Source organism: Phytohabitans sp. LJ34, from assembly GCF_052068095.1.
In the GTDB taxonomy this organism is placed as follows: Bacteria; Actinomycetota; Actinomycetes; order Mycobacteriales; family Micromonosporaceae; genus Phytohabitans.
Genome location: NZ_JBQHDG010000006.1, coordinates 97696 through 120499 on the forward strand (window position 1 = coordinate 97696; position 22804 = coordinate 120499).

A 22804-nucleotide genomic window follows, 5' to 3' on the forward strand; every position below is an offset into this window, starting at 1 on the left:
TGAGCGTGGCGCGGCGGGTCAGGCCAGGGCGTCCAAATGGTGGTGGGCGTCCACGGCGATCTCCTCGCGGCGCAGCCAGCGGCGCGACCACAGCCGCGCGGCCATCTCGGCCTGCTCGTCGCCGGTGGTGGCGTGCTCGATCAGCAGGGCGGCGGCCAGGGCGTGGCCCATGCGCAGGGCCAGGCCGCGGGCGCCGGCCACCACACCCGCCGCGGTCGGGTCGGCCGTCACGTCGGCGAGGTCGGCGCGGATCGCGGTGGTGGCCTCGTGCAGCTGGTCGGCCAGGGCCGGTGAGATGCCGCGGGCGACGTCCTGTGCGGCGTCCAGGCGGGCGAGCAGTGGGACCGCCGCGTCGTCGCGGACGGTGGCGCGGAGCGTGTCCAGTGCCAGCACGTTGGTGGTGCCCTCCCAGATCGGCAGGACTTGGGCGTCGCGGAGCAGGCGGGGGACGCCGGTGTCCTCGACGTAGCCGGCGCCGCCGAAACTTTCCACGTACTCGCTGGCCGACGCGACCGCTAGCTTGCCGGTGACCAGCTTGGCCAGCGGGGCGACGATGCGCAGCTCGGCGGCGGCCGCCGGGTCGGCGCCCACCTCGACGCGGCCTAGCAACGCGAACGCGTGCGCTGCGAGGGCGAACGCCCCAGCCGCGTCGACCGCGAGGGTGCCGAGGGTGGCGCGGTGCAGCGGGGAGCCGGCGAGGGGGCCGCCGGCGACGGTGCGGCCGGCGGCGAACGCGAGCGCGTACTGGAGGCCGCGGCGCATGCCACCGGCGGCGGCGGCCGCGTTGTGCAGGCGGGTGACCACGACCAGCGTCATCGCGCGGGTGAGGCCGCCGGGGCCGGTCGGGTCGCCCAGCGGCAGCGCGAGCGCCGAGTCCAGGCCGATTTCGGCGGTGGGCAGGGCGCGGGTGCCGAGCTTGTCCTTGAGCCGGTGCACCCGGATGCCGGGCGCGGTCGAGGAGCCGTCGTCGGCGTAGCGGGGGATCAGGAACGGGGCGAGTACCCGGCTGCCCGGCCCGGCGCCCTCCGGTCGGGCCAGCGCGACCGCGACCGCGGAGTCGGCGGCCGAGCAGAACCATTTCTCACCCGTCACATGCCACCGTCCGGAGGCAAGAGACGCCACTGTGGACGATCGGGACAGGTCGGAGCCGCCCTGCGACTCGGTCATCCACTGTCCACTGGTGACCGCGTTGGCGGGGTCGGTGGAGACGAGGCGGGGCAGCCACGCGTCGCGTACCGCGGGGTCGACCTCGGGGCGGGACAGCAGCGCGGCGGCGCCGTCGGCCATGGCGACCGGGCAGGAGAAGGTGGCGGACTCGGGACCGTACAGGTGCAGCAGCGCGTGCTGCACCACCCGCGCCGCCGCGCCCCAGGTGGCCCTGGCCTCGGGCAGGTAGGGCAGTGCCACGACCGCGTGGTGTGCGGCGGCGGCGCGCTGCTGCTCCCACCCCGGGGCGGTCACGATCCGGTCGACCCTCCCGCCCCACGCGTCGTACCTGATGAGGGTTGGTGGGTGTGTCTCGGCGTCGGTGTGCGCCGCGCGGAGGGTGTCCACGACGGCGGCCGCGAGGTCTGTCAGGCGGTCTTTGGCCGCCGCGTGACCGGCGGGGCCGAGGACGCGGTCGAGCCAGGAGCGCAGGAGGGGGTCGCCGGCGTACGGGTCGGCGGGGGCGGGCACGGCCTGTACGAAACGGTCCATGCCCGACCCTAACTAAAGAACGCGCGGCGGCCGGTTGCCGGCGGCCAGGATCGCGCGGCGCAGCGGCACCAGCATCAGCAGCACGAAGCCGACCGCGAAGAACGCGACGAGCGCGACGATGCCGACCCGGTAGCTGTCGGTGATCTGGTAGACCAGGCCGAACGCGAGCGGGCCCAGCCAGCTGGTGCCCTTGTCGCTGATCTCGTAGAAGCCGTAGTACTCGCCTTCCTTGCCCTTCGGGATCAGCTGGCTGAACAGCGACCGGCTCAGCGCCTGGCTGCCGCCCAGCACGATGCCGATCGCGGCGCCGAGCGCGATGAACGGCAGCGGTGCCTCGCCGGGCAGCCAGTACGCGGCGATCACCACCGCGGTCCACAGCACGAGGCTGAGCAGCACGGTGTTGCGGGCGCCGATCCGGGCGGCGAGGCGGCCCAGCGCCAGCGCGCCGAAGAACGCGGTCAGCTGCACCACCAGGATCGTGATGATCAGCGTGTTGGTCGCAAGGCCCAGCTCCTCGGAGCCGAACTGGCTGGCCAGGTTGATCACCGTCTGGATGCCGTCGTTGTAGACCAGGAAGGCGAGCAGGAAGAACAGCGTCAGCGGGTAGGCCCGCATGCCCTTGATGGTGCGGCCGAGCTGGCGGAAGCCGTCGGTGACCACGTTGGCGCCGGTGCTGGCGTGCACCGCCGGGTACTCGCGCATGAACTTCAGCGGCACCAGCGTGAACACCGCCCACCACACGCCGGCCGACACGATCGACCAGCGGGCGATGTCGAGGGTGCGCTGGTCGTCGTCCTCGATGCCGAAGATCTGCACGGCCACCAGGTTGAGCGCGAGCAGGATGAACCCGCCCAGGTAGCCCAGCGCCCAGCCGCGGCTGGAGATGTCGTCGCGCTGGTCGGGGCCGGACAGCTGCGGCAGGTACGAGTGGTAGACGACGATGCTGGCGCCGAACGAGATGTTCGCGATCAGGAACAGCAGCCCGCCCAGCAGGTAGCGCTCGCCGGTGACGAACGCGAACCCGCAGGTGGCCGCGGCGCCGATGAACGCGGCGCCGGCCAGCAGCCGCTTCTTGTGCGCCGAACGGTCGGCGACCGCGCCCATGACCGGCAGCACGAACACGGTGAGCAGCACCGACAGCGACACCACGTACGGGTAGTAGGAGCCGGCCGCGACCGTGATGCCGAACGGGTGCACGTCGCGGTCGCACTCGTCGGCGCCGAGCGGGCAGCCGGCGGCGACCTCGGTGACGGCGGTGAGGAACGGGCCGAGGAAGACCGCGATGACCGTGGTCTGGAAGGCGGAGTTGGCCCAGTCGTAGAAGTACCAGCCGGTGCGCTCGCGGCGGGTCGCGTACTGGCTGGTGGTGTCGGTCGTCGTCACTCGGCCCCTTCGTGCCACACGCCGCGGCTCAGGTAGACGTCGCGCAGCACGTCGACGCGATCCGTCATGATGCCATCAACACCAAGATCAAGTAAGCCGTGCATTTCGGCGGGGTCGTCGATCGTCCACACGTGCACCTGGAGCCCGAGCTTGTGCGCGTAGCGCACGAACCGCCGGTCGACCACCGGCAGCCGCCCGTACCGGGTCGGCACCTGCGCGGCCACCACCGACGGCGGCAGGCTCAGCCGCTGCCCGGTCAGCGACGCCACCCGCAGCCGGGCCACCGCCCGCATCCCCAGCGACGTGGCCACCTTCGGCCCGGCCAGCATCCGCACCCGGGCCAGCCGCGCGTCGCTGAACGACGCCAGCAACACCCGCTCACCGGCGCCCGCGCGGGTCACCGTCTCGACCGTGGGTGCGACGCCGCTGTCCGCCTTCACGTCGATGTTGAACCGGACCTGCGGCCACGCGGCGAGGATCTCGTCCAGCCGGGGTACCGCCGCCGCGCCGCCCACCCGCACGGTGGACAGGTCGGCCCAGGACATGGTGTCGATCCGCCCCGGCCGCCCGGCGACCCGGTCGAGGGTCGCGTCGTGGAAGACCACGGCCACACCGTCGGTGGTGGCGTGCACGTCGGTCTCCACGTACCGGTAGCCGAGCGCGACGGCCCGCGCGAACGCCTCCGCCGTGTTCTCGTCGCCCTCGGCGGCGCCGCCGCGGTGCGCGAACGCGATCGGGACCGGGTGGTCGAGGTAGGTCACGGCGGTTGTCCTTCGTCGGCGGGCTGCCTCGCGGCGCTTGTCGTCGGCCGGCGGGCCGGGCTCACGGCGTGCAGTATGCACGGCGACGGCGACGGTAGGGTGACGGCCATGCGGGTGCTCGGCATCGACTTCGGCACGTCGAACACGGTCGCCATGGTCCGCGGCGCGGACGGGCGGGCGCGGCCGCTGCTGTTCGACGGCTCGCCGCTGCTGCCGTCCGCCGTCTACCTCAACCCCGACGGCAAGCTGCTGGTCGGCCGCGACGCCGAGCGGACCGCCCGGCTCGACCCGGCCCGCTTCGAACCCAACCCCAAGCGCCGCATCGACGACGGCGTGGTGCTGCTCGGCGAGCAGGAGCTGCCGGTGCCCCGGGTGATCGCCGCCGTGCTCGGCCGCCTCGCCACCGAGGCCGCCCGCCACCTCGGCGGCCCGATCGAGGAGGTGCGGGTCACCCACCCGGCCCGCTGGGGCGAACGCCGCCGCGCCGTCCTGGTCGAGTCGGTCCGCGCCGCCGGGCTGCCCACCCCCCGCCTGGTGGTCGAGCCGGTCGCGGCCGCCTCCTACTACACGGCCGTGCTCGGCAGCGCCATGCCGGTCGGCCGCGCGTTGGCCATCTACGACCTGGGCGGCGGCACCTTCGACGCCGCCGTGGTGCGCCGCACGCCCACCGGCTTCGAGGTGCTGGCCGAGGCGGGCCTGTCCGACCTGGGCGGCCTCGACTTCGACCAGGCCCTGGTCGAGCACCTCGGGCGCGGCTACTCCGAGACCCGCACCACCTTGTGGAACAGCCTCGTCGCCCCCGCCGACCCGGGCCAGCGGCGGCAGCGGGCCCTGCTCTACGACGACGTGCGCGGCGCCAAGGAGATGCTGTCCCGCACCACCAGCGCCGACGTGCACCTGCCCGCGCTGGACATCTCCGCGCACATCACCCGGGAGGAGTTCGACGGGCTGATCCGCCCGTACATGCTCCAGACCGTGCACTGCCTGGCCCAGACCATCACCGCGGCCCGGCTCGCCCCGCCCGACCTGGTCGGCATCTTCCTGGTCGGCGGCTCCAGCCGCATCCCCCTGGCCGCGCACCTGCTGCACACCGAGCTCGGCGTCGCACCCACCACCCTGGAGCAGCCGGAGACGGTGGTGGCCGAGGGCGCCCTGTTCTTCGGCGGCCCGGCCAGCGCGGCCGGCCCGGTCCACTCCGGCGTGCCGCGCCCGGTCGCCCCACCCCCGCGCATGCCCGCCCCGCCGGTGGCCCGCCCACCCGCGGCCCCGGTCTCCCGCCCGCCGGCACCCGTGTCCCGCCCGCCGGTGGCCCCCGTGTCCCGCCCGCCGGTGGCCCCGGTGTCCCGGCCGCCGGTGGCGCCGCCGCGCCCCCCGGTGATCGCCCGCCCGTCCGCGCCGCCGGTGAGCGCCACCCCGGTCTCGCCGCCCCGCACGCCACCGCGCCCGCCGGTACAGCACGTGCCGCCCCGCCCGGCCCCGGTCGCCCCACCCCGCCCACCGGTGGTGGCGGCGCCCCGGGCCCGGCGGCCGTGGTTCGAGGAGCCCGCTCTGGTGTGGACGGTCGCCCTGGGCGCCATGGTCCTGATCGCGGTCGTCGTCCTGATCCTCCTCGCCGCCTGACCCCGCCCTCAGCGACGCGGCGGGTCGACGGGGCTTCAGGCGTTACCGACCGCTGCCGTTGCTGTCGTCGACCAGCCGGCCCGGCATGCTTGCCATGCTCTTGGTGGGTGGTTGCGGTGGGAGCCGTGCTCGGGCTTCGCGCGCTGGCTGCGGCTTGGGGGTGGCCGGCCGATCGGCGGGCCCTACCTTCCCACTGGTTGGGGATGTGGCTCAGCATGTGGGCGGCGGCGGACGCCTACCACTGACACGGACCTGGGAAAATCTGTGGGTCAGGTGTCGGGGGACCACCAGCGGGCCAGGGAGCTTGTCGCGGGGTCTTCGGAGGCGGACAGGGCGGTCCACGGGTCGGCGCCGGCCGGCAGGTCCTCGCCGGCGTAGGCGGCCAGCTCGGTCGCCGCCGGGCCGCCCTGGTAGGCGGCGTCGGCGTCGGGCAGCGGGGCCGCGCCGAGCGTGGTGGGGTCGGTCCACGGGAAGCCGTCGACCGGTTCGGGGGCGTCCAGGTCGAGGGGCTCCGGGAACGACTGGTCGGTCCAGGTGTCGGCGTGCGCGTCGAGGTCCGGGTCGGCGCCGACCGGGGTCAGCTCGGGTCCGCTGTCCGCGGGCTCGTCACCGCCGTCGTCGCCGGGGTCGCCGTCCAAGCCGTCGCCGCCGCCGTCGAACGGGCCGTCACCACCACCACCGCCACCACCGTCGAACGGGCCGCCGCCGGTGTCCGGGTCTTGGGCGTCGAGGTCGCCGCCCTGGGCGTCGAACGCCGCGTGTTCCAGGCCGGCGCCACCGTCCACCGTGGAGTCACCGGCGGGATCCAGCGGTGGGTCCGGTGCCGGGTCGAGCTCGGGCGGGCCGTCGGCCAGCGGGTCGTGCGCGCCGCCGTGGTCGAAGCCGCCCAGGTCGGCGGTCTCGGCATCGCCGGGCTCGGGCCCGAGGTCGCCGCCCAGGCCCGCGGTGTAGTCCGAACCGAGGTCGGGGGTGGTGTCGGGGCCCAGGTCGCCGCCGCTGTCCGGGTCGAGGTCGTCGGGCCACTCGCCGCCGCCCCAGCCGTGGTCGCTCATGGCCGTCCTCGTTTCGCCGCGGGCGGGCACGAAGCTCCAAGCGCGCCCTGCCTCATGCTCCGCTCGCTCACTGCTGCTCCTCCGTGGGCCGTGCCGGGGCGAGGGAACGCGCCCTCGCCAGTACCTCGTCGACCTGTTTGACCCGGGCGCGGAGCCCGTCGCGTTCGGCTTGCAAGGCCGCCTTGCGGCGGGCCCGGCTGGCCTTGTCTTCAGCCAGCGCCTTGTCGATCTCGGCGATGTGCGCGTCGAGCTGCTGGAGGCGGCGTTCGATGGCGTCGTCGAGGGCGAGCGTCAGCGCGTACTGAAGGTCGGTGAACCGGTGCATAATCTCGTCGGCCAGGGCGGCGCGGGCCTCGCCGAGCACCTCGCGGAGCCAGATCTTGGCCTGCTGGCGGTCGTTCTGCACGCGCCGGCGGTACAGGATGAAGGCGCCCGCCGCGAGCCCCAGGCCGAGGCCGGCGACGGGCAGCAGCAGGCCGCCGCCGATGATGGCGCCGGCGCCGAGCGCGGAGGCGCCGGCCACCGCGCCGCGCCCGGCCATGAAGGCCATGCCGCCGGCGGACATCGCGATCATCACGTTGTCGGGGCCGCCACCGTCCCGGCGGGGTTTGGTGCTCAGCGCGTGGCGGAGGGTGGCGTTGAGGCGGCGGAGCACGAACTGGAGCTCGTGCGGCCCGAACACCTGGGTGAGCGTGCGTTCGGCGACCTTGCGGAACCGGAACTCCAGGTCGTGCGAGAGCCGGACGGACAGGGCGTGCAGGGCGCGGTCGACCTCCTGCGGCAGGCCCTTGATGTCGTCGCCCTTCGCCTTCTCGATCTTGTTGAGGAAGTCTTCCTGGAGCGCGGTCACGTAGTTGCGCAGCCGGCCGGTGGCCTCCACCCGGGCGCGCTGGGTCTCGGTGTTGAGGGCCAGGCTCCACTGCCGCGACTCGGTGCGCTTGCGGGCGGCGAGCGCGGCCCGGTCGGCCTTGGCCTTGGCCATGTCGCCGGGGTCCGGGTCGGTGGCCTTCATCTTGTCGCCGACCTGGAGGTCGAGGCGGATGTACTCGGAGCGGACCGCGCGCAGCACGTTGGCCTGGCCGAGCAGGTGGCCCTTGCCGGCCAGGTCGATGAGGGCGTGCTGGAGCTCGGCGATCCGCGACTCCTTGATCAGCTCGGGTGCGGCCTCGCGGGGCAGCGTCATGGCCAGCTCGGCCAGCCGCGCGGACACCGGGTACCAGGGCGCGGAGCCGAACCGGGGCGCGTGCGCCTGGAGCTGGGCGCGGTCGTCCTCCCAGATGGTGCGCCAGCCCGGGTAGGCGTCGACCTTGGTGAGGGCGAACACGACGAAGTTGACCCGCTTGCTGGCCTCGATGAGGAACTCCAGCTCCGGCTTGGCGAACGGGGCGGCCGCGTCGACGACGAACAGCAGCGCGGTCGCCTTCTCCACCGCGTCGAGCGCCACCTCGGCGTGGGCCGGGTCGAGGCCGCCGGTGCCGGGGGTGTCCACGAGGGACAGGTACTGGAGCAGCGGCGCGGAGTGGGTCACCTCGATCCGCCGCGGCGGCCGGGCGCCTTCGGGCAGCCGCCCGAACGGGGTGGCCCACTCGCGCAGGTCGGACTGGGCCAGCGGCACCGGGTCCTCCCGGCCGGGCAGCCAGGCCCGCGCGGCGTGGTCGGTGCCGTGGCTGAACTCCAGGTAGGCGGCGGTCGCCACGGCGGCGTCCACCGGGGACAGTCCGGGCACTCCGATGAGGGCGTTGACCAGCGAGCTCTTGCCGCGTTTGGTCTCGCCGACAACCACGATGGCGGGGCGGCCGAGGTCGCGGCGGCGGACCGCGTCGAGGTCGGAGGCGGCGTCCGGGTCGGTCTTGCGCAGGAACGCCAGCGACGTGTCGACCGCGCCGGCCAGCAGCTTCTGCAACGCCTCGGGCTTCTGCGGGGAGCTCACGGCCGTCCTCGCTTCGCTGCGGGCGGCCGCGAGCCACAAATGGCGCTGTGCCTGATGATTCGCTCGCTCCGCTCGCTCATGCGGTACCCCTGACGCGCTGGCTGAGCAGGTAGAAGCCGCGGTGTGCGACGAGGGCGACCCGGGACTGGCTGGGGCTGGCCCCGGCGACCGCGTACACCCGCCATCGGGTGGCGGCGTCGAGAGCGGCCTTGACCAGCTGCTCGGTGCCGGCGGTCGGCAGGTTGAGGATCCACTGTGGATCGTTGGACAGCGCCAGGCGGGTCAGCTCCTGCTCCATCGGCTCGGGCAGCTCGACCGACCCGGTGGAGACCATCTGCGCCACCTCCAGCAGCCGCAGCCGGTGGTAGTCGGGCTGCTGGAGGACCCGTTCGATGGCGTCGCGCAGCAGCTCGCGGTCGAGCGGGCGCTCGGTGTGGCTGGCGATCTTCTCCAGGGTGGACAGTGCCCAGCCGGCCTTGATCGCGTCGGTGCGCCACCGGAACGCCTGGTCGAGGGTGTGCCGCAGCCGCGGGAACCCGGAGGCCTGGAACAGCATCCGGACCAGGTCGCCGCTGGCCAGCTGGGGTCGGGCGGCGAGCTGGGCCATGGCGAACCCGATGCCGTACAGGTCGAGCAGGCGCAGCAGCCGCTCCCGCTGCTCGCGCGGCACCTTGCACTCGCGGGAGGTGAACAGGTCGACCGAGGCCATCAGCACCAGGCGTTCGGTCTCCGGCAGCTGGGCCAGCGACCGCAGGGCCTCGCAGTCGGCGGCGGTGAGCCGGCCCGCCTCGGTGGTCTCGGCCAGCAGCCCGACCACGGGCACGACGTCGGAGACGACCCGGCGCAGCACCTTGGTCTGGTCGGCCGCGAGGGGCCCGGCGACCGGCCACGGGTCGGCGACCCCGGCGACCAGCTTGTCGACCTTGTTGAACAGGCCGAGCGAGTTGATCGGGTTGCTGGCCAGCCGGGCCGAGATGGACCGGAACGCCTCCAGCGCCTGGAGGTCGTCGTCGCGCACCGACTGGGTGAACACGTAGATGATCGCCTCGGCGCCGGAGATCGCGCCGACCGAGTCGTCGTCGATGTCGTCGTCGATGGGTGCCTCGTTGAACAGGAAGCGCCGCGCTCCCGCGCTCACCGACGTGTTGGTGGACGACAGCCCGGGCGTGTCGACGACGGTCAGCTCGCGCAGGTGGTCGCTGGTGAGGGTCACGTCCACGTAGGAGATGTCGTGGCGGGGCACGCCGAGCCGCTGCGGGATCATGCCGGACTCGTCCAGCGGCAGGCTGGAGCGGGAGCCGTCGCGTTTGACGACGTCGACCCGGTCCGCGGTGCCGTACCGGAACTGGGTCACGATTCGCGTGCATTCTCCCACTTCGGTGGGGGCTACGCGGCGGCCGATGAGCGCGTTCACAAGTGTCGACTTTCCGGCTTTCAGGCGGCCGGCGATGGCCACACGCAGCGGCTCGTCGAGTCGCCTGCGCACGCCCAGCACCTGCGTCTGGGCCGCCGGACCGACCCGCGGGCCGACGTCGTCACAGAGCGATGCCACCCGGGCACTGAGCGGACCTGGTCCCATGACTCGTCAGCCGGCGGTACGGTCGGCGACAATGGCGTGGTTCCAGCGGTCGTGCTCGCTCATCGTGTAGGTGTCCCTCCTGCCGGATCCACACTATGAATATCCTGCCGGCGCAGGATCCCATGTTCGTGCCACGGTCTGTCGCGGGAGGCCCAGTTGCGTCACGCGCCCGCCGCCACGCGGCCCGGCGCCCTCGTCGAGGAGGCGACCGCGCTGCTGGCCGCTCCCGCGCTGGTCGTCGTCGCGGGCGGGCCGGGCAGCGGGCGCTCCACCGTGCTCGCCACGCTGGGCGCCGCCTTCCGCGGGCCGGTCTTCGCCGGTGGCGGGCTGGCGATGCTCCAGGCCGTGCCGGCGTTCGCCTTGACCCGCGCGGTGCGGGTGCGGCTGCCGGCCGCCGACCCGGCGCTGCTGGCCGAGGCGGTGCGCTCCCGGGTGCGGGGTGGGCTGCTGCTCCTCGACGACCTTCAGTGGGCCGACCCGGCCACCCTATCCGCCCTGCCGGCGATCGCCGCGCACTGCCGCGTGCTGGTCGCCCTGCGCACCCCGCACCGCCTCCCGCCGGGCGTGGTCGAGGCGTTGCGTGCGGCGGCCGCCGGCTGGCTGCCGGTGCCGCCGCTGCCGGTGCGGGAGGCCACCGACCTGGCCCGCCGGGTCGCGCCGGGCCTGGATCCGGCCGCGGTCACCGCCGTCGTGGCCCGGGCCGGCGGGGTGCCGCTGGCCGTCGAGACCCTCGCCCGGCACGCCGCCGCCCGGGGTACCGCCGACGTGGCGGAGGACGCCGCACAGGTGGAGTACGCGGTGGCGGCGGCCCTGGCCGACCTGACCCGCCCGGCGCGTACCGCGATGGCGGCGCTGGGCCTGCTCGGCCGCCCGGCCACGGCGGCGGTCCTCGGCGCCGGCGTGGAGGAGCTGCTGGAAGCCGGCCTGGTGACCGCGCCGCCGGCCGTCGGCGGCGACCGGCCGGCCGGGGAGGACGAGCTCGCGCCGGTCTCGCCCTACCTGGCCGAGGTCGCGGCCGGGCTGCTCGACCCGCCCGGCCGGCAGGCGTTGCACCGGCGGCTGGCCAGCCTGGTCCCGCCCCGGGAGGCGGCCCGCCACCTCGCGGCCGCCGGTGACGGGCCGGCCGCCTACCAGGTGGCGGTCGCCGCGGCCGGCCGGATGACCACCGCCGGCGAACGGGCCGAGCTGCTGCTGCTCGCCTGCGACCTGTCCGATGTGGACCCGGCGCCGGACGTGCGGGTGGCCGCCGCGTCCGCGGCCCTGGCGTGTGGACGCCCGCGCGCCGCCGTGCACGTGCTGACCGTCTCCGGCGGGCCGCCGCTCGGCGTCGACGCGGCCGTGCTGCGCGCCGAGGCGCTGCTCCAGGTCGGCGACGTGGCCGCGGCCCGCGAGGCGGCCGCGCCGGTGCCGGACGGCGCCGACCCGGACACGGTGGCCGCCCGCGACCGGGTGCTGCTGCTGGCCCGCCTGGCCGAAGACCCGGCCGAGGCGACCGCCGCGGCCGCCCGGATCGCCGGCCGGCACGGCGACCCACCGGCCCACGCCGGCCTGCGCGCCGCCCTCGCCGCGGTACGGGCGCACGCGCGGGCCGACGGCTGGGAGTACGGGCTGGCCTCGGCGACCACCGCCGCGGGCGCCGCCGGTGACCTGCTCGCCGCCCGGTGGAGCGCCTGGCTGCTGGTGGAGACCCTGGCCGCCGACGGGCGCCTGGCCGAGGCCGCGCAGGCCGCCGGCACCGCCGCCCAGGCGTCCGCCGCCGACCTGGCCTACAGCTGGCAGACCCGGTTCCTGGCCGCCGAGCTGTGGTGCACCGCGCTGCGCGGCGCGGCCACCGACGACGTGGTCCGCCGCGCCGGCGACCTGACCGACCGCACCCTGCCGGCCCTGGCCCGCGGCTACGCGACCGCCGCCGCGAGCCTGGTCGAGGCCGACGGCGGGCTGCTGGCCCCGGCCCGTTCCCGGCTGGCCGGCGTGGCCGCGCCCAGCGCGCTGCTGGACTGGGTGGGCCGCGAGGCCGCCTGGCTGGACGGGCAGCCCGACCTCGCCCTGCGCCCGGCCCACGCCGACCTGTCCCGGGCCGGCGCGCTGGTCGCCGGCCTGCACGAGATCACCGCCCGGTGGGCCTCGGCCGACCTGGGCCTGGCCCCGCCCGCCGGCAAGGCGGCCGTCGACCGGGCCACCGCGGTCGCCGCCACCCTGGAGGCGTGGACCGCCGCCGGCGGCTTCGACCGGGCCGCGGCCGCCTGGCACGACCTGGCCGTCCGCGAGGAGGTCCGCTGCCTGCTCGCCCAGGGCCTCCACGAGAGCGACCCGGCCCTGGCGGTCCCGCCGCTGCTGGCCGCCGAGGCGCTGGCGGAGCAGGCCGGCCTGGTGGTGCTGCTGGGCCGGGCCCGGCGGGCGCTGCGCCGCCACGCGGTACGCCGCGACCAGCGCGGCCCGCGCGCCGGCACCGACCTCACCGACCGGGAACGCGACGTGCTGCGCCTGGTCGCCGCCGGCGAACCGACCCGCCGCATCGCCGGGCAGCTGGGCATCTCCGGCGAGACCGTGGAGACCCACATCCGCTCGGGCATGCGCAAGCTCGGCGCGCGCACCCGCACCGAGGCGGCCGCACGGCTGGGCCAGCTGGCATGAGCTCCGCCGGCCCGAGCCAAGCCCCCCGGTACGTGGTGCCGACCTCCGCCGACGCGACGAGCGTGCTGCGCCGGCTGGCCCGCGGCGGCTGGCAGACCCGGGAAGGCTTCGCGCTGGCCGAGGCGGCGTGGGACATGGCCGAGGCGCGGCTGGTGCTGTTCGGCCGGGTCCCGGACGCGGAGACCGCGCACCTGGCCGTCCTGGCCGCCGCGCGCGGCACCGGGATCGTCGCGATCGCCGACCCGGCCGGTGAGCTGGGCCGCGCGCTGGTCGCCGACCTGGGGCGGCTCGGCCCGGTGTACGCGGACCCGGACGCCGAACCGGAGCCGGACGGCGACGACGTGGTCGGGCAGCTGATCCCGGAGCAGCGGGCCCTGCTGGAGCGGCTGGCCAACGGGGAGACGATCGCCGCGGCCGCGGCCGCGGAGTTCCTGTCGCTGCGCACCGCGAACAGGCGGATCGCCCAGGCCCGCGAGCTGCTCGGCGTCCGCACGACCCGCGAGGCGGTGCTGGCCTACCTGCGCCAGCGCGGCCAGCCCGGCTAGCGGCGAGGCCGGAGCCCGGCGCGACCACGCCGGCCCCGGCGGGCGTCGACGTCGCCGTAGGCCGTGGTCGCGGCGCCGGGCTCAGCGGGGGCGGGAGCGGGCCGTGGTCACCGGGCGGGTGGGGTCCAGGTGCCGGGGCAGGTCCGGCTCGCCGGCGCGCAGCGGGGCGAGCGTCGCGGCGATCGCCGCCATGATCTGCTCGGTGGCCTCCCGCGGCGTGCCCGTGACCCGCACCGGGGCGCCGAAGCGGACGTGCACCCGCGGGCGGCGCAGCACCGCGCGCAGCAGCCCCCGGACCGCCCCACGAGGGGCTGAGTAGGGCACCACCTCGTGCGTACCCCATTGTGCGACCGGGACCACGACGGCGCCGGTGGCCAGGGCGAGCCGCGCGGTGCCGGTCTTGCCCTTCTCCGGCCAGAGGCCGGGGTCGCGGCCGATGCGACCCTCCGGGTAGACCAGCACGACGGCGCCGGCCGCCACCGCGGCGGCCGCGTGCCCGAGGGTCGCGGCGACCGTGGCGGTGCCGCGGGCGACCGGGATGTGGCCGGCGCGCCGCATGATCCAGCCGATCGTGCGCATCCGGAACACGGCCGCGTCGGCCAGGAAAGTCGGCGCCACGCCGCGCCGGCCGCAGGCGGCCATCAGCACGGCCGGGTCGATCGGGCTGATGTGGTTGGCGGCCAGGATGAACGCGCCGGCCGGCAGGTCGCCGCTGACCCGCAGCCGCGCGAATGGGACGAGGACCACTCGCGCCACCCCCAGGAGGGCGGACCACAGCGCACTACGATCTACTACGGGACGTAGTAATGATGGAGGTCCCGTATGGACGCGCTCGACGTCGCCCGCTGGCAGTTCGGTGTCACCACCGTCTACCACTTCCTCTTCGTCCCCCTCACCATCGGCCTGTCCGTCCTGGTCGCCGTGCTCCAGAGCGTCTGGCTGCGCACCGGCGACGAACGCTACCTGCGCCTGACCAAGTTCTACGGCAAGCTCTTCCTGGTCAACTTCGCGATGGGCGTGGTGACCGGCATCGTGCAGGAGTTCCAGTTCGGGATGAACTGGAGCGACTACTCCCGCTTCGTCGGCGACGTGTTCGGCGTGCCCCTGGCCATCGAGGCGCTGTTCGCGTTCTTCCTGGAGTCCACCTTCCTCGGCCTGTGGATCTTCGGCTGGGAGCGGCTGCCCAAGCGCGTGCACCTGGCCTGCATCTGGATCGCCGCCGCCGGCTCCACCGCCAGCGCCTACTTCATCCTGGCCGCCAACTCGTGGATGCAGAACCCGGTCGGCTACACCGTCGACGCGCAGACCGGCCGGGCCCGGCTGACCGACTTCGGCGCGGTGCTCACCAACAAGGTCACGCTCGTCACGTTCCCGCACACGATCGCCGGCTGCTTCCTGGTCGCCGGCGCGCTGATGACCGCGGTCGCGCTGTGGCACCTGGTCAAGCACGGCACTGAGGAGTTCCGGCCGGCGCTGCGCCTGGGCGCCTGGGTCACCCTCGCCGCCGCGGCCGCCGTCGCCGTCACCGGCGACACCCAAGGCAAGATCATGACCGAGGTACAGCCGATGAAGATGGCCGCCGCCGAAGCCCTCTACTCCACCGAGCAGCCGGCCGCGTTCTCCGTGCTGACCGTCGGCACCCTCGACGGCGGGCGCGAGGTGTTCGCCATCAAGATCCCCTACCTGCTGTCCTGGCTCGGCACCGGCGACACCCACGGCCGCGTCGAGGGCATCGACGACCTCCAGGCCCAGTACGCCGCCCAGTACGGCCCCGGCTCCTACAACCCGGTCATCCCGGTCACCTACTGGAGCTTCCGCCTCATGATCGGGCTCGGCATGCTCGCCGCGTTCGTCGCGCTGGTGGCGCTGTGGGCGCAGCGCCGCGGCCGGGTGCCACGGTCGCGGTGGCTGGCCCGCGCCTGCCTGGTGCTGCCCCTGCTGCCGCTGGCCGCGAACATCTTCGGCTGGATCTTCACCGAGATGGGCCGCCAACCCTGGCTGGTCTTCGGCGAGATGCTCACCCGCGACGGCGTCTCCCGCGGCGTCTCCCCGGCCGAGGTGCTCACCTCGTTCACCGCCTTCACCCTGGTGTACGCGGCGCTCGCGTTCATCGAGGTGAAACTGCTCGTCCGCTACGCCGCTGCCGGCCTTACGGCGAGCGAGGCCGCCGCCACCGCGAGCCCGGCCAAGGAGGCCTAGGCATGGAGCTCACCACCGTCTGGTTCGTCCTGGTCGCCGCCCTGTTCACCGGCTACTTCGTCCTCGAGGGCTTCGACTTCGGCGTCGGCGCGCTGCTGCCCGCCCTCGGCCGCGACGACCGCGAACGCCGCACCCTGCTGGCCACCATCGGCCCGGTCTGGGACGGCAACGAGGTGTGGGTGATCACCGCCGGCGGCGCCATGTTCGCCGCGTTCCCGGTCTGGTACGCCACCGTCTTCTCCGCCCTCTACCTGCCGCTGCTGCTGATCCTGGTGGCGCTGATCCTGCGCGGTGTCGCGTTCGAGTACCGGGGCATGCGCGACGACCCCGCCTGGCGGGCCCGCTGGGACGCCGCCATCGTGTTCGGCTCGACCGCGCCGGCGTTCCTGTGGGGCGTCGCGTTCGCCAACATCGCCCGCGGCCTGCCGCTCACCCCGGACGGCGACCACGCCGGCGGCCCGCTCGACCTGCTGCACCCGTACGCGCTGCTCGGCGGCCTGGTCACGCTGAGCCTGTTCGTCACGCACGGCGCGGTGTTCCTGGCGTTGAAGACGGTGTCACCGATCCGGGAGCGGGCCGCACGCGTGGCCGGGCGGGCCGGCCCGGCGGCGCTGCTGACCCTCGGTGCCTTCGTCGCCTGGACGCTGACGATCCGCTCGTCGCCCGGCGCCGTGGTCGCCGCCGCCGTAGGGCTGGCCGCGCTGGTCGGCGCGCTGGCCGCCAACCGGGCCGGCCGCGAAGGCTGGGCCTTCCTGGGCACCGCCGCAAGCATCGGCCTGCTGGTGGTGTGCCTGTTCGCCGCCTTGTACCCGGCCGTCCTGCCGCCGCACCTGACCGTCGACAACGCCGCCTCGTCGCCCTACACGCTGCGCCTGATGACCTGGGTGGCCGCGATCTTCGCCCCGCTCGTGCTGCTCTACCAGGGCTGGACGTACTGGGTCTTCCGCAAGCGCGTCACCACCGGCGACGCCTCGTATCACTAACGCCGGATGCGGCGCAGCCCCTGCCCGGCCCGCCACAGCTCGATCACCAGATGGTCGGCCGGCGAGCCCACCCGGGTCCACACCACCTCGTCGATGTCGAGCCGGAACCGGTGCGCGGAGCCGTCGCCGGGCACCTCCACCGCTCGGCCGGACAGCTTCGCCTCACCGGACCACGTCGACGGGTCACCCTCCGGCGGGTCCACGCTCGGGCTGTGCAGCGCGAACCGCGGGTCACGGCGCAGGTCGACCGCCTTGCGGGCCAGCCACATGCTGCCGATCCACAGGTCACCGTCGCGGAACTCGGACTCCGTGCCGCTGATCCGCGGACCGCCGTCGCGGCGCAGCGTCGCCAGGGTCTTGTGCTTGCCCGCCTCGAACAGCCGCCGCACCGCCGCCGCGAACTCCGGCGCGTCGCCCTCGACGTCAGCCCACCGCGCCATGCCGCCTCCCGTGCCCCAGCTCGTGCCGTGCCTCAGGTCCCTGCTGTGCCTCAGCCGACGTCGCGCAGCTCGGCCAGCCGGGCCTCGATCTCGGCCAGCTCGGCCCGCAGCTTTTCGGCCTGCTGCTCGGCCTCGCTGCGCTCCACCGACAGGATCTGCTCGACCGCCTCCTGCACACCGGGCACGTCGACCAGCGCCACCATCTTCAACGCCTCGGCCGGGCGGATCACGTACGGCTTGGCCAGGGACTTGGCGCCCTGCGTCGCCGACACCGTCCACTCACCCTCGGTGTACGACAGGGTGACGGTCAGGCCGGCCGGCGCCTTCGGCTTCGCCGCCTTGGCCGTCTTGCGGGCCGGCTTCTCCGCCGCCGGGGGTGCTTCGTCCACAGTGGTCACTTTCGCCTCCTCGCGCGGCGCCGGCACCGGCGACCTCGTGATCTTCAGCTCGGGCTGGGGTGGAGCCGGCTCCGGCGGCGGCGCGGCCTTCTTCGCCGGCGCCGCCTTCGCCCCCTTCGGCGGGATGATCAAGTCAGTGGGGGAGAAGGGCAGCTCGTCCTTGCCGAACCGCACCACCACCCACTCGTCGGACAGCTCCGGGTCGGTGAGCGCGACGACCTGCCCGATCTGCCCGGCGATCTGCCCGGCCGCCTCGGTGAACATCACCCGCGGCTTACGGCCCGCGGCGAGCGTGTCGCGGACGCTCTTCAGATCGTCGGTGGACAGTCCTCGAACGGCGGAGCGCGCGGCGGCCATCACAACCTCTTCCGTACACGTGTTTGATGACAGTTCCTACCAGCCCGGTCCGACAACGTCCACCGACACGCGGTCGGGCGGCCGGTCAGGATTCGAGAAGCGCCGCCCGGGACCCCGCGCGTAGCGTCTGATCAGGTAGACAGGGGACCGAACCGGTGCCGGACAGATGGAGAGACGATGACCCACCCCGCCGACAGCCACGACCTGATCCGCGTCCAAGGCGCCCGGGAAAACAACCTCAAGGACGTCAGCGTCGAGATCCCCAAGCGCCGGCTGACCGTGTTCACCGGCGTCTCCGGCTCCGGCAAGAGCTCCCTGGTGTTCAGCACCATCGCCGCCGAGTCCCAGCGGATGATCAACGAGACGTACAGCGCGTTCGTGCAGGGCTTCATGCCCACCCTGGCCCGGCCCGAGGTCGACCTCCTCGACGGCCTCACCACCGCCATCATCGTCGACCAGGAGCGGATGGGCTCCAACCCCCGCTCCACCGTCGGCACCGCCACCGACGCCAACGCCATGCTGCGCATCCTGTTCAGCCGCCTCGCCAAGCCGCACATCGGCTCACCCAACGCCTACTCGTTCAACGTCCCCTCGGTGAAGGCCAGCGGCGCCATCACCGTCGAACGCGGCGGCAAGACCAAAGCCGAGAAAGCCACCTTCACCCGCCTCGGCGGCATGTGCCCCCGCTGCGAGGGCATGGGCTCGGTCACCGACTTCGACCTGACCGCCCTCTACGACGACAGCAAGTCCCTCAACGAGGGCGCGCTCACCATCCCCGGATACAGCATGGACGGCTGGTACGGGCGGATCTTCCGCGGCGCCGGCTACTTCGACCCCGACAAGCCCATCCGCAAGTACACCAAGAAGGAACTGCACGACCTGCTCTACCGCGAACCCACCAAAATCAAGGTCGAAGGCATCAACATCACCTACACCGGCATCATCCCGGCCATCCAGAAGTCGTTCCTGGCCAAGGACGTCGAGGCGATGCAGCCGCACATCCGCGCCTTCGTCGAACGCGCCGTCACGTTCACCACCTGCCCCGAGTGCGACGGCACCCGGCTGAGCCCCGAAGCCCGCTCCTCGAAGATCAAAGGCAAGAGCATCGCCGACGTCTGCGCCATGCAGATCAGCGACCTCGCCGACTGGGTCCGCGGCCTCAAGGAGCCGACCGTCGCCCCGCTGCTGGCCGGCCTCCAGCACCTGCTCGACTCGTTCGCCGAGATCGGCCTGGGCTACCTGTCCCTCGACCGGCCCTCCGGCACCCTGTCCGGGGGAGAGGCGCAACGCACCAAGATGATCCGCCACCTCGGCTCGTCGCTCACCGACGTCACCTACGTCTTCGACGAGCCGACCATCGGCCTGCACCCGCACGACATCGCGCGGATGAACGACCTGCTGCTGCGCCTGCGCGACAAGGGCAACACCGTCCTGGTCGTCGAGCACAAACCCGAGGCCATCGCGATCGCCGACCACGTCATCGACCTCGGCCCCGGCGCCGGCACCGCCGGCGGTGAGGTCGTCTTCGAAGGCACCATCGACGGCCTGCGCGGCAGCGGCACCCTCACCGGCCGCCACCTCGACGACGGCGCCGCCCTCAAGACCGAGGTCCGCACACCCACCGGCAGCCTCGAGGTACGCGGCGCCAGCACCCACAACCTCCAAGACGTCGACGTCGACATCCCGCTCGGCGTCCTGGTCGTCGTCACCGGCGTCGCCGGCTCCGGCAAGAGCTCCCTCATCCACGGCTCGGTGTCCCCGCGCGACGGCGTCGTCACCGTCGACCAGACCGCCATCCGCGGCTCCCGGCGCAGCAACCCCGCCACCTACACCGGCCTGCTCGACCCCATCCGCAAGGCCTTCGCCAAGGCCAACGGCGTCAAACCCGCCCTCTTCAGCGCCAACTCCGAAGGCGCCTGCCCCACCTGCAACGGCGCCGGCGTCATCTACACCGACCTCGGCGTCATGGCCACCGTCGAATCCACCTGCGAGGAATGCGAAGGCAAGCGGTTCCAGGCCTCCGTGTTGGAGTACACGCTGGGCGGCCGAAACATCGCCGAGGTGCTCGCCATGCCGGTCACCGAGGCGGAGAAGTTCTTCGCCGCCGGCGAGGCCAAGACCCCCGCCGCGCACGCCATCCTCGACCGCCTCGCCGACGTCGGGCTCGGCTACCTCAGCCTCGGCCAGCCGCTGACCACCCTGTCCGGCGGCGAGCGGCAACGCCTCAAGCTCGCCACCCACATGGGCGAGAAGGGCGGCGTCTACGTCCTCGACGAACCCACCACCGGCCTACACCTGGCCGACGTCGAACAGCTGCTCGGCCTGCTCGACCGCCTCGTCGACGCCGGCAAGTCGGTCATCGTCATCGAACACCACCAGGCCGTCATGGCCCACGCCGACTGGATCATCGACCTGGGCCCCGGCGCCGGCCACGACGGCGGCCGCGTCGTCTTCGAGGGCACCCCGGCCGACCTGGTCGCCAAACGCGCCACCCTCACCGGCGAACACCTCGCCGACTACGTCGCCGCCTAAGACATTCGTTCCGGCCCGGGTCCGCGTCAGCGCCGGACCGCCGCTCCCGCCGGAGACCGCGAGGGTCGGCGGCTCGCAGACCGAGCCGAAATCCCCGACCCCCGCTGCCAGGCCCGCCCGCCAAGCCCAACCGGCGGGAGAGTTTGAGCTCGCGCCAGGCGGTGGTCGACGTTTGTCCACAATGCCTGGTCTCGGATCGGCGCGTCATAGCAGGACGAACGAGAAGTCCCGTGCCGTCTTCCGGTTCAGCGGGATATCGATCTTGACGCGGCGGGCGACCTCCTGCCGGCTCAGGCCCGACGCGTGGGCGATGAGCCACTCGGGACGGACCGGCACCGGATCGTCGAAGGTGACCGTGACCCGCAGCGGCCACGGGTCCTCGGGCAGGGGCGGCGCGAGCAGCTCCCAGCACCCGTCCCAGTCGAGCCCGAACCGGTTGCGCCGGGCCAGCCACGGGTCGAAGAGGGTCCGCGCGACAAGGGACGGCGAGTTGGCGCTGTAGCCGGCCAGGACATCGGCGGGCAGCGACCGGACCGGGACCCGGTCGTGGACGGTGAGCTTGCTGGTCCGGTCACAGTGCACGCAGTTGACCAGGAGCCAGACGTCGAGACGTTTGCCGTTGGCGTTGACGCGGAACTTGCCGTTGCCGACGGTGGCGCGGTCGGACGGGCAGTCCACGCAGCGGACGGTGAGCAGGGGCAGGCGGGTACGCCGCACCACCCAGGGCAGCACGATATGAGGACGCGAAGACATGAACTCTCTCAAGACCTGACGAAGAGCACGGAAAGCAGAGCCGACGCGGGGTCGGCGACCGATGCGCGGAAAAAGTCAGGTCTAGAGAGCAGGTGTCATGCGCGTGCGAAGTCCTCACTTCGAAAGGGCTGGTCCCGGCATCGTATGGGCCGCCGACCGGACCCGGCCACGCATATAACGGCGCCCGCTAGATGTTCGATAATGCACATTATGTCAACTAGAACGGGCGGCCCCGCTCACGCGAAAGGCCCGGCCATGGCGGCCGGGCCTTTCGAGGGGTGGAGCGGTTACGGCTTGAGCGGAGGGTGCTTCGGGTCGAGCAGGTCGTTCTCCTTCAGCAGGCCGTACAGCGGGACCTGCTCCGGGTAGTGACCCCACGCGTGGTCGCCGTCGCCGTCCTCGAGTCCGATCAGCTGCCGCTGCACCGGCGTCAGGCCCGGGAAGTCGTCGGTCGTCTCGCGGGTGTGCACCCAGCGGTACGTGTACCCGAAGAAGACGCCCTTGCGGGTGATCTCCGAGTAGTTGTTCGAACGGGCGTGCCAAATGCGGCGGTCGAAGAAGACCGCGTCGCCCGGGTTGGCGGTGACCTCGATCGCGCCCTCCGGGTTGGGCCACTCCATGTCGCGGCGCGGCGGGCCGTCGATCCAGTTGGTGAGGTGGCTGCCCGGCACGACCTGGAAGTTGCCGCGGCCGGGCTGCGAGACGTCCGACAGCCAGTACGCGATCTTCACCGACAGGCGCGCCCGCGGGTCGGTCTCGATCTCGCGGTTCTGCCGGCCGCCGTCCTGGTGCCACTCGAAGCGGAACGGCTTCTTCTCGGTCAGCGGCGGGTGCACGTCCAGGTGCGAGTGGTACACGTGCACGTTCCAGCCCAGCATCGACCACACCAGGCCGAACACCTTCGGGTGGTCCAGCAGCGGAGCCAGGTCGTGGCAGCTGCCGACCGCGTTGAGCTTGTGCAGCGACCGGTCGGCGGCGAGCTTGCCGGCGGCGGCGTGCTCCTCGTAGACCCGGTCAACAGCCGCCGCGTAGTGGGCGACCTCGTCCTCGGAGAGCACGCCGGGGACGACGATGAAACCGTCCCGCTCGAAGTCGGCGCGCTGCTCGTCGGTCATTGCGGTGCCCGGATGGGGACGGGCCGAGACAGGGGTGGTCACGAAGGGGTCCTTTCCTCCCGTGGACAGTCTTCTACGCTGCGTACGACGAGCCGCCCTCGCCGGGACGTTGCCTTCCAGGCCCATGAAGTTCCTGTGAAACAGCCACGTCTGACGGAGGGTGTCGGGCAGCTGACGTACGGTGCGTGCCGGTCATCGCCGGCGACGACCCGGAAGACTACTCGCATTACGCAACACTGATCAGCCCCGGGAGACGGGCCGTCGCATCAAAATCAGTACGGGCGCGCCGGGCTACTGGATGATCCAGTCCCACTGAGCGGCCGCGCCGCTGGTGGTGACCGTCGTCGCGGCACCAGACGTGGTGGCCGCCAGGTAGCGGGACGTCACCGAGCTGCGGATGAGGTCCCAGTCGCCAGAGACGATCGAATACCATTGGGCCGTCGCGCTGGAGCAGGCCGATGAGGTGACCGCCCCCGTGACCGCGTTGTGGCCAACGCATACCGAGCGCTGGTAGCTGCGGATGGCGTACGTAGCGCCGTCAAGCTCGGTGTACCAGAGCTGGAAGACGCCGCCGTTGCAGCTCTGCACCGAGATGACATTGCTGGTGTTGATGGCCAGGCACTTCCCGGTCAACCTGTTCTTGATCGTGAACAGGACCGGAGCGGCACTGGCCGGCGCGGCCGTCACCAGCACGCCGCCCGCGGCGGTCACCGCCGCCACCCCAAGACCGAGCCACACCCTGAACTGGCGCGCGAACCCCAGCACGATGCCTCCCCCGCGAAATCGATGAAGACATTCAAACACATCGACGCCGCGACTGTCCAC

General features: G+C 73.4%; 18 protein-coding genes. 6 read left to right on the top strand and 12 right to left on the bottom strand.

Translation table 11 applies throughout. The features are described 5' to 3' along the window. Positions 1-18 precede the first annotated feature (18 nt). Genes ACTMTJ_RS12675 through ACTMTJ_RS12685 form a run of 3 tightly spaced genes read right to left on the bottom strand, consistent with a single transcriptional unit; the run spans position 19 to position 3842 of the window. Positions 19-1698 carry an acyl-CoA dehydrogenase family protein gene (locus tag ACTMTJ_RS12675; protein ID WP_441216460.1) on the bottom strand — a complete coding sequence of 560 codons (1680 nt, stop codon included), beginning with the start codon at positions 1696-1698 and terminating at the stop codon, positions 19-21. Between the two features lie 12 nt (positions 1699-1710). Next, positions 1711-3081 carry an MFS transporter gene (locus ACTMTJ_RS12680; RefSeq protein WP_441216462.1) on the bottom strand — a complete coding sequence of 457 codons (1371 nt, stop codon included), beginning with the start codon at positions 3079-3081 and terminating at the stop codon, positions 1711-1713. Continuing rightward, the gene (locus ACTMTJ_RS12685; protein ID WP_441216463.1) at positions 3078-3842 is read right to left on the bottom strand and encodes a glycerophosphodiester phosphodiesterase; all 765 of its coding nucleotides are present in this window, start codon (positions 3840-3842) and stop codon (positions 3078-3080) included. The genes ACTMTJ_RS12680 and ACTMTJ_RS12685 overlap by 4 nt, the downstream gene beginning before the upstream one ends. 108 nt (positions 3843-3950) lie before the next feature. Here ACTMTJ_RS12685 and ACTMTJ_RS12690 point away from each other — a divergent pair, with 108 nt between their 5' ends. Then, a complete protein-coding gene (locus ACTMTJ_RS12690; RefSeq protein ID WP_441216464.1) occupies positions 3951-5462 on the top strand; it encodes an Hsp70 family protein in 1512 nt (503 codons plus the stop codon). Between the two features lie 269 nt (positions 5463-5731). On the opposite strand, the gene ACTMTJ_RS12695 is transcribed toward ACTMTJ_RS12690, so the two are convergent. The 3 genes from ACTMTJ_RS12695 to ACTMTJ_RS12705 all read right to left on the bottom strand — a co-directional run bounded on the left by ACTMTJ_RS12695 (position 5732) and on the right by ACTMTJ_RS12705 (position 9996). Further along, the gene (locus tag ACTMTJ_RS12695; RefSeq protein ID WP_441216465.1) at positions 5732-6514 is read right to left on the bottom strand and encodes a hypothetical protein; all 783 of its coding nucleotides are present in this window, start codon (positions 6512-6514) and stop codon (positions 5732-5734) included. A 67-nt stretch (positions 6515-6581) separates the two neighbouring features. Then, positions 6582-8444, bottom strand: coding sequence for a dynamin family protein (locus tag ACTMTJ_RS12700; protein WP_441216466.1), 1863 nt, complete (start codon positions 8442-8444; stop codon positions 6582-6584). A gap of 76 nt (positions 8445-8520) precedes the next feature. After that, complete coding sequence (locus tag ACTMTJ_RS12705) at positions 8521-9996, bottom strand: dynamin family protein (protein ID WP_441216468.1); 1476 nt, start codon at positions 9994-9996, stop codon at positions 8521-8523. A 183-nt stretch (positions 9997-10179) separates the two neighbouring features. Between ACTMTJ_RS12705 and ACTMTJ_RS12710 the strand changes: the two genes are divergently transcribed. Both ACTMTJ_RS12710 and ACTMTJ_RS12715 read left to right on the top strand, forming a co-directional pair. Beyond that, positions 10180-12657, top strand: coding sequence for a LuxR C-terminal-related transcriptional regulator (locus ACTMTJ_RS12710; RefSeq protein WP_441216469.1), 2478 nt, complete (start codon positions 10180-10182; stop codon positions 12655-12657). Next, on the top strand, positions 12654-13202 hold the full coding sequence (locus ACTMTJ_RS12715; protein WP_441216471.1) for a LuxR family transcriptional regulator: 549 nt from the start codon (positions 12654-12656) through the stop codon (positions 13200-13202). The genes ACTMTJ_RS12710 and ACTMTJ_RS12715 overlap by 4 nt, the downstream gene beginning before the upstream one ends. 81 nt (positions 13203-13283) lie before the next feature. On the opposite strand, the gene ACTMTJ_RS12720 is transcribed toward ACTMTJ_RS12715, so the two are convergent. Beyond that, the gene (locus tag ACTMTJ_RS12720) at positions 13284-14054 is read right to left on the bottom strand and encodes a lysophospholipid acyltransferase family protein (RefSeq protein ID WP_441216844.1); all 771 of its coding nucleotides are present in this window, start codon (positions 14052-14054) and stop codon (positions 13284-13286) included. On the opposite strand from ACTMTJ_RS12720, the gene ACTMTJ_RS12725 reads away from it, so the two are divergent. Beyond that, positions 14025-15401 (top strand): cytochrome ubiquinol oxidase subunit I, encoded by a 1377-nt coding sequence (locus tag ACTMTJ_RS12725; RefSeq protein ID WP_441216473.1) that lies wholly within the window; start codon positions 14025-14027, stop codon positions 15399-15401. The two genes, ACTMTJ_RS12720 and ACTMTJ_RS12725, sit on opposite strands and share 30 nt — an antisense overlap. A 2-nt stretch (positions 15402-15403) precedes the next feature. Then, positions 15404-16384, top strand: coding sequence for a cytochrome d ubiquinol oxidase subunit II (cydB, locus tag ACTMTJ_RS12730; RefSeq protein WP_441216475.1), 981 nt, complete (start codon positions 15404-15406; stop codon positions 16382-16384). Here cydB and ACTMTJ_RS12735 read toward each other — a convergent pair. Together ACTMTJ_RS12735 and ACTMTJ_RS12740 are read right to left on the bottom strand one after the other, a co-directional pair. Next, a complete protein-coding gene (locus ACTMTJ_RS12735; RefSeq protein WP_441216477.1) occupies positions 16381-16824 on the bottom strand; it encodes a pyridoxamine 5'-phosphate oxidase family protein in 444 nt (147 codons plus the stop codon). The two genes, cydB and ACTMTJ_RS12735, sit on opposite strands and share 4 nt — an antisense overlap. A 50-nt stretch (positions 16825-16874) precedes the next feature. Then, the gene (locus ACTMTJ_RS12740; protein ID WP_441216479.1) at positions 16875-17579 is read right to left on the bottom strand and encodes a hypothetical protein; all 705 of its coding nucleotides are present in this window, start codon (positions 17577-17579) and stop codon (positions 16875-16877) included. Between the two features lie 177 nt (positions 17580-17756). On the opposite strand from ACTMTJ_RS12740, the gene ACTMTJ_RS12745 reads away from it, so the two are divergent. Continuing rightward, entirely contained in the window at positions 17757-20111 is a 2355-nt protein-coding gene (locus ACTMTJ_RS12745) for an ATP-binding cassette domain-containing protein (RefSeq protein ID WP_441216481.1), read from the top strand. Positions 20112-20315: 204 nt separating this feature from the next. Here ACTMTJ_RS12745 and ACTMTJ_RS12750 read toward each other — a convergent pair whose 3' ends face one another. The 3 genes from ACTMTJ_RS12750 to ACTMTJ_RS12760 form a co-directional block, all read right to left on the bottom strand. Further along, entirely contained in the window at positions 20316-20864 is a 549-nt protein-coding gene (locus tag ACTMTJ_RS12750) for a DUF1062 domain-containing protein (protein ID WP_441216483.1), read from the bottom strand. 287 nt (positions 20865-21151) lie between these two features. Next, positions 21152-22021, bottom strand: a complete 870-nt coding sequence (locus ACTMTJ_RS12755) for a phytanoyl-CoA dioxygenase family protein (RefSeq protein WP_441216485.1) — start codon at positions 22019-22021, stop codon at positions 21152-21154. A gap of 249 nt (positions 22022-22270) precedes the next feature. Further along, positions 22271-22804, bottom strand: coding sequence for a ricin-type beta-trefoil lectin domain protein (locus ACTMTJ_RS12760; protein ID WP_441216487.1), 534 nt, complete (start codon positions 22802-22804; stop codon positions 22271-22273).

Bases quoted from the DNA above. Each gene is read 5' to 3' on its own strand.
- ACTMTJ_RS12675 (WP_441216460.1), bottom strand. From the start codon at position 1,698: ATGGACCGTTTCGTACAGGCCGTGCCCGCCCCCGCCGACCCGTACGCC.
- ACTMTJ_RS12690 (WP_441216464.1), top strand. From the start codon at position 3,951: ATGCGGGTGCTCGGCATCGACTTCGGCACGTCGAACACGGTCGCCATG.
- ACTMTJ_RS12695 (WP_441216465.1), bottom strand. From the start codon at position 6,514: ATGAGCGACCACGGCTGGGGCGGCGGCGAGTGGCCCGACGACCTCGAC.
- ACTMTJ_RS12715 (WP_441216471.1), top strand. From the start codon at position 12,654: ATGAGCTCCGCCGGCCCGAGCCAAGCCCCCCGGTACGTGGTGCCGACC.
- ACTMTJ_RS12725 (WP_441216473.1), top strand. From the start codon at position 14,025: ATGGACGCGCTCGACGTCGCCCGCTGGCAGTTCGGTGTCACCACCGTC.
- cydB (WP_441216475.1), top strand. From the start codon at position 15,404: ATGGAGCTCACCACCGTCTGGTTCGTCCTGGTCGCCGCCCTGTTCACC.
- ACTMTJ_RS12735 (WP_441216477.1), bottom strand. From the start codon at position 16,824: ATGGCGCGGTGGGCTGACGTCGAGGGCGACGCGCCGGAGTTCGCGGCG.
- ACTMTJ_RS12740 (WP_441216479.1), bottom strand. From the start codon at position 17,579: ATGGCCGCCGCGCGCTCCGCCGTTCGAGGACTGTCCACCGACGATCTG.
- ACTMTJ_RS12745 (WP_441216481.1), top strand. From the start codon at position 17,757: ATGACCCACCCCGCCGACAGCCACGACCTGATCCGCGTCCAAGGCGCC.
- ACTMTJ_RS12750 (WP_441216483.1), bottom strand. From the start codon at position 20,864: ATGTCTTCGCGTCCTCATATCGTGCTGCCCTGGGTGGTGCGGCGTACC.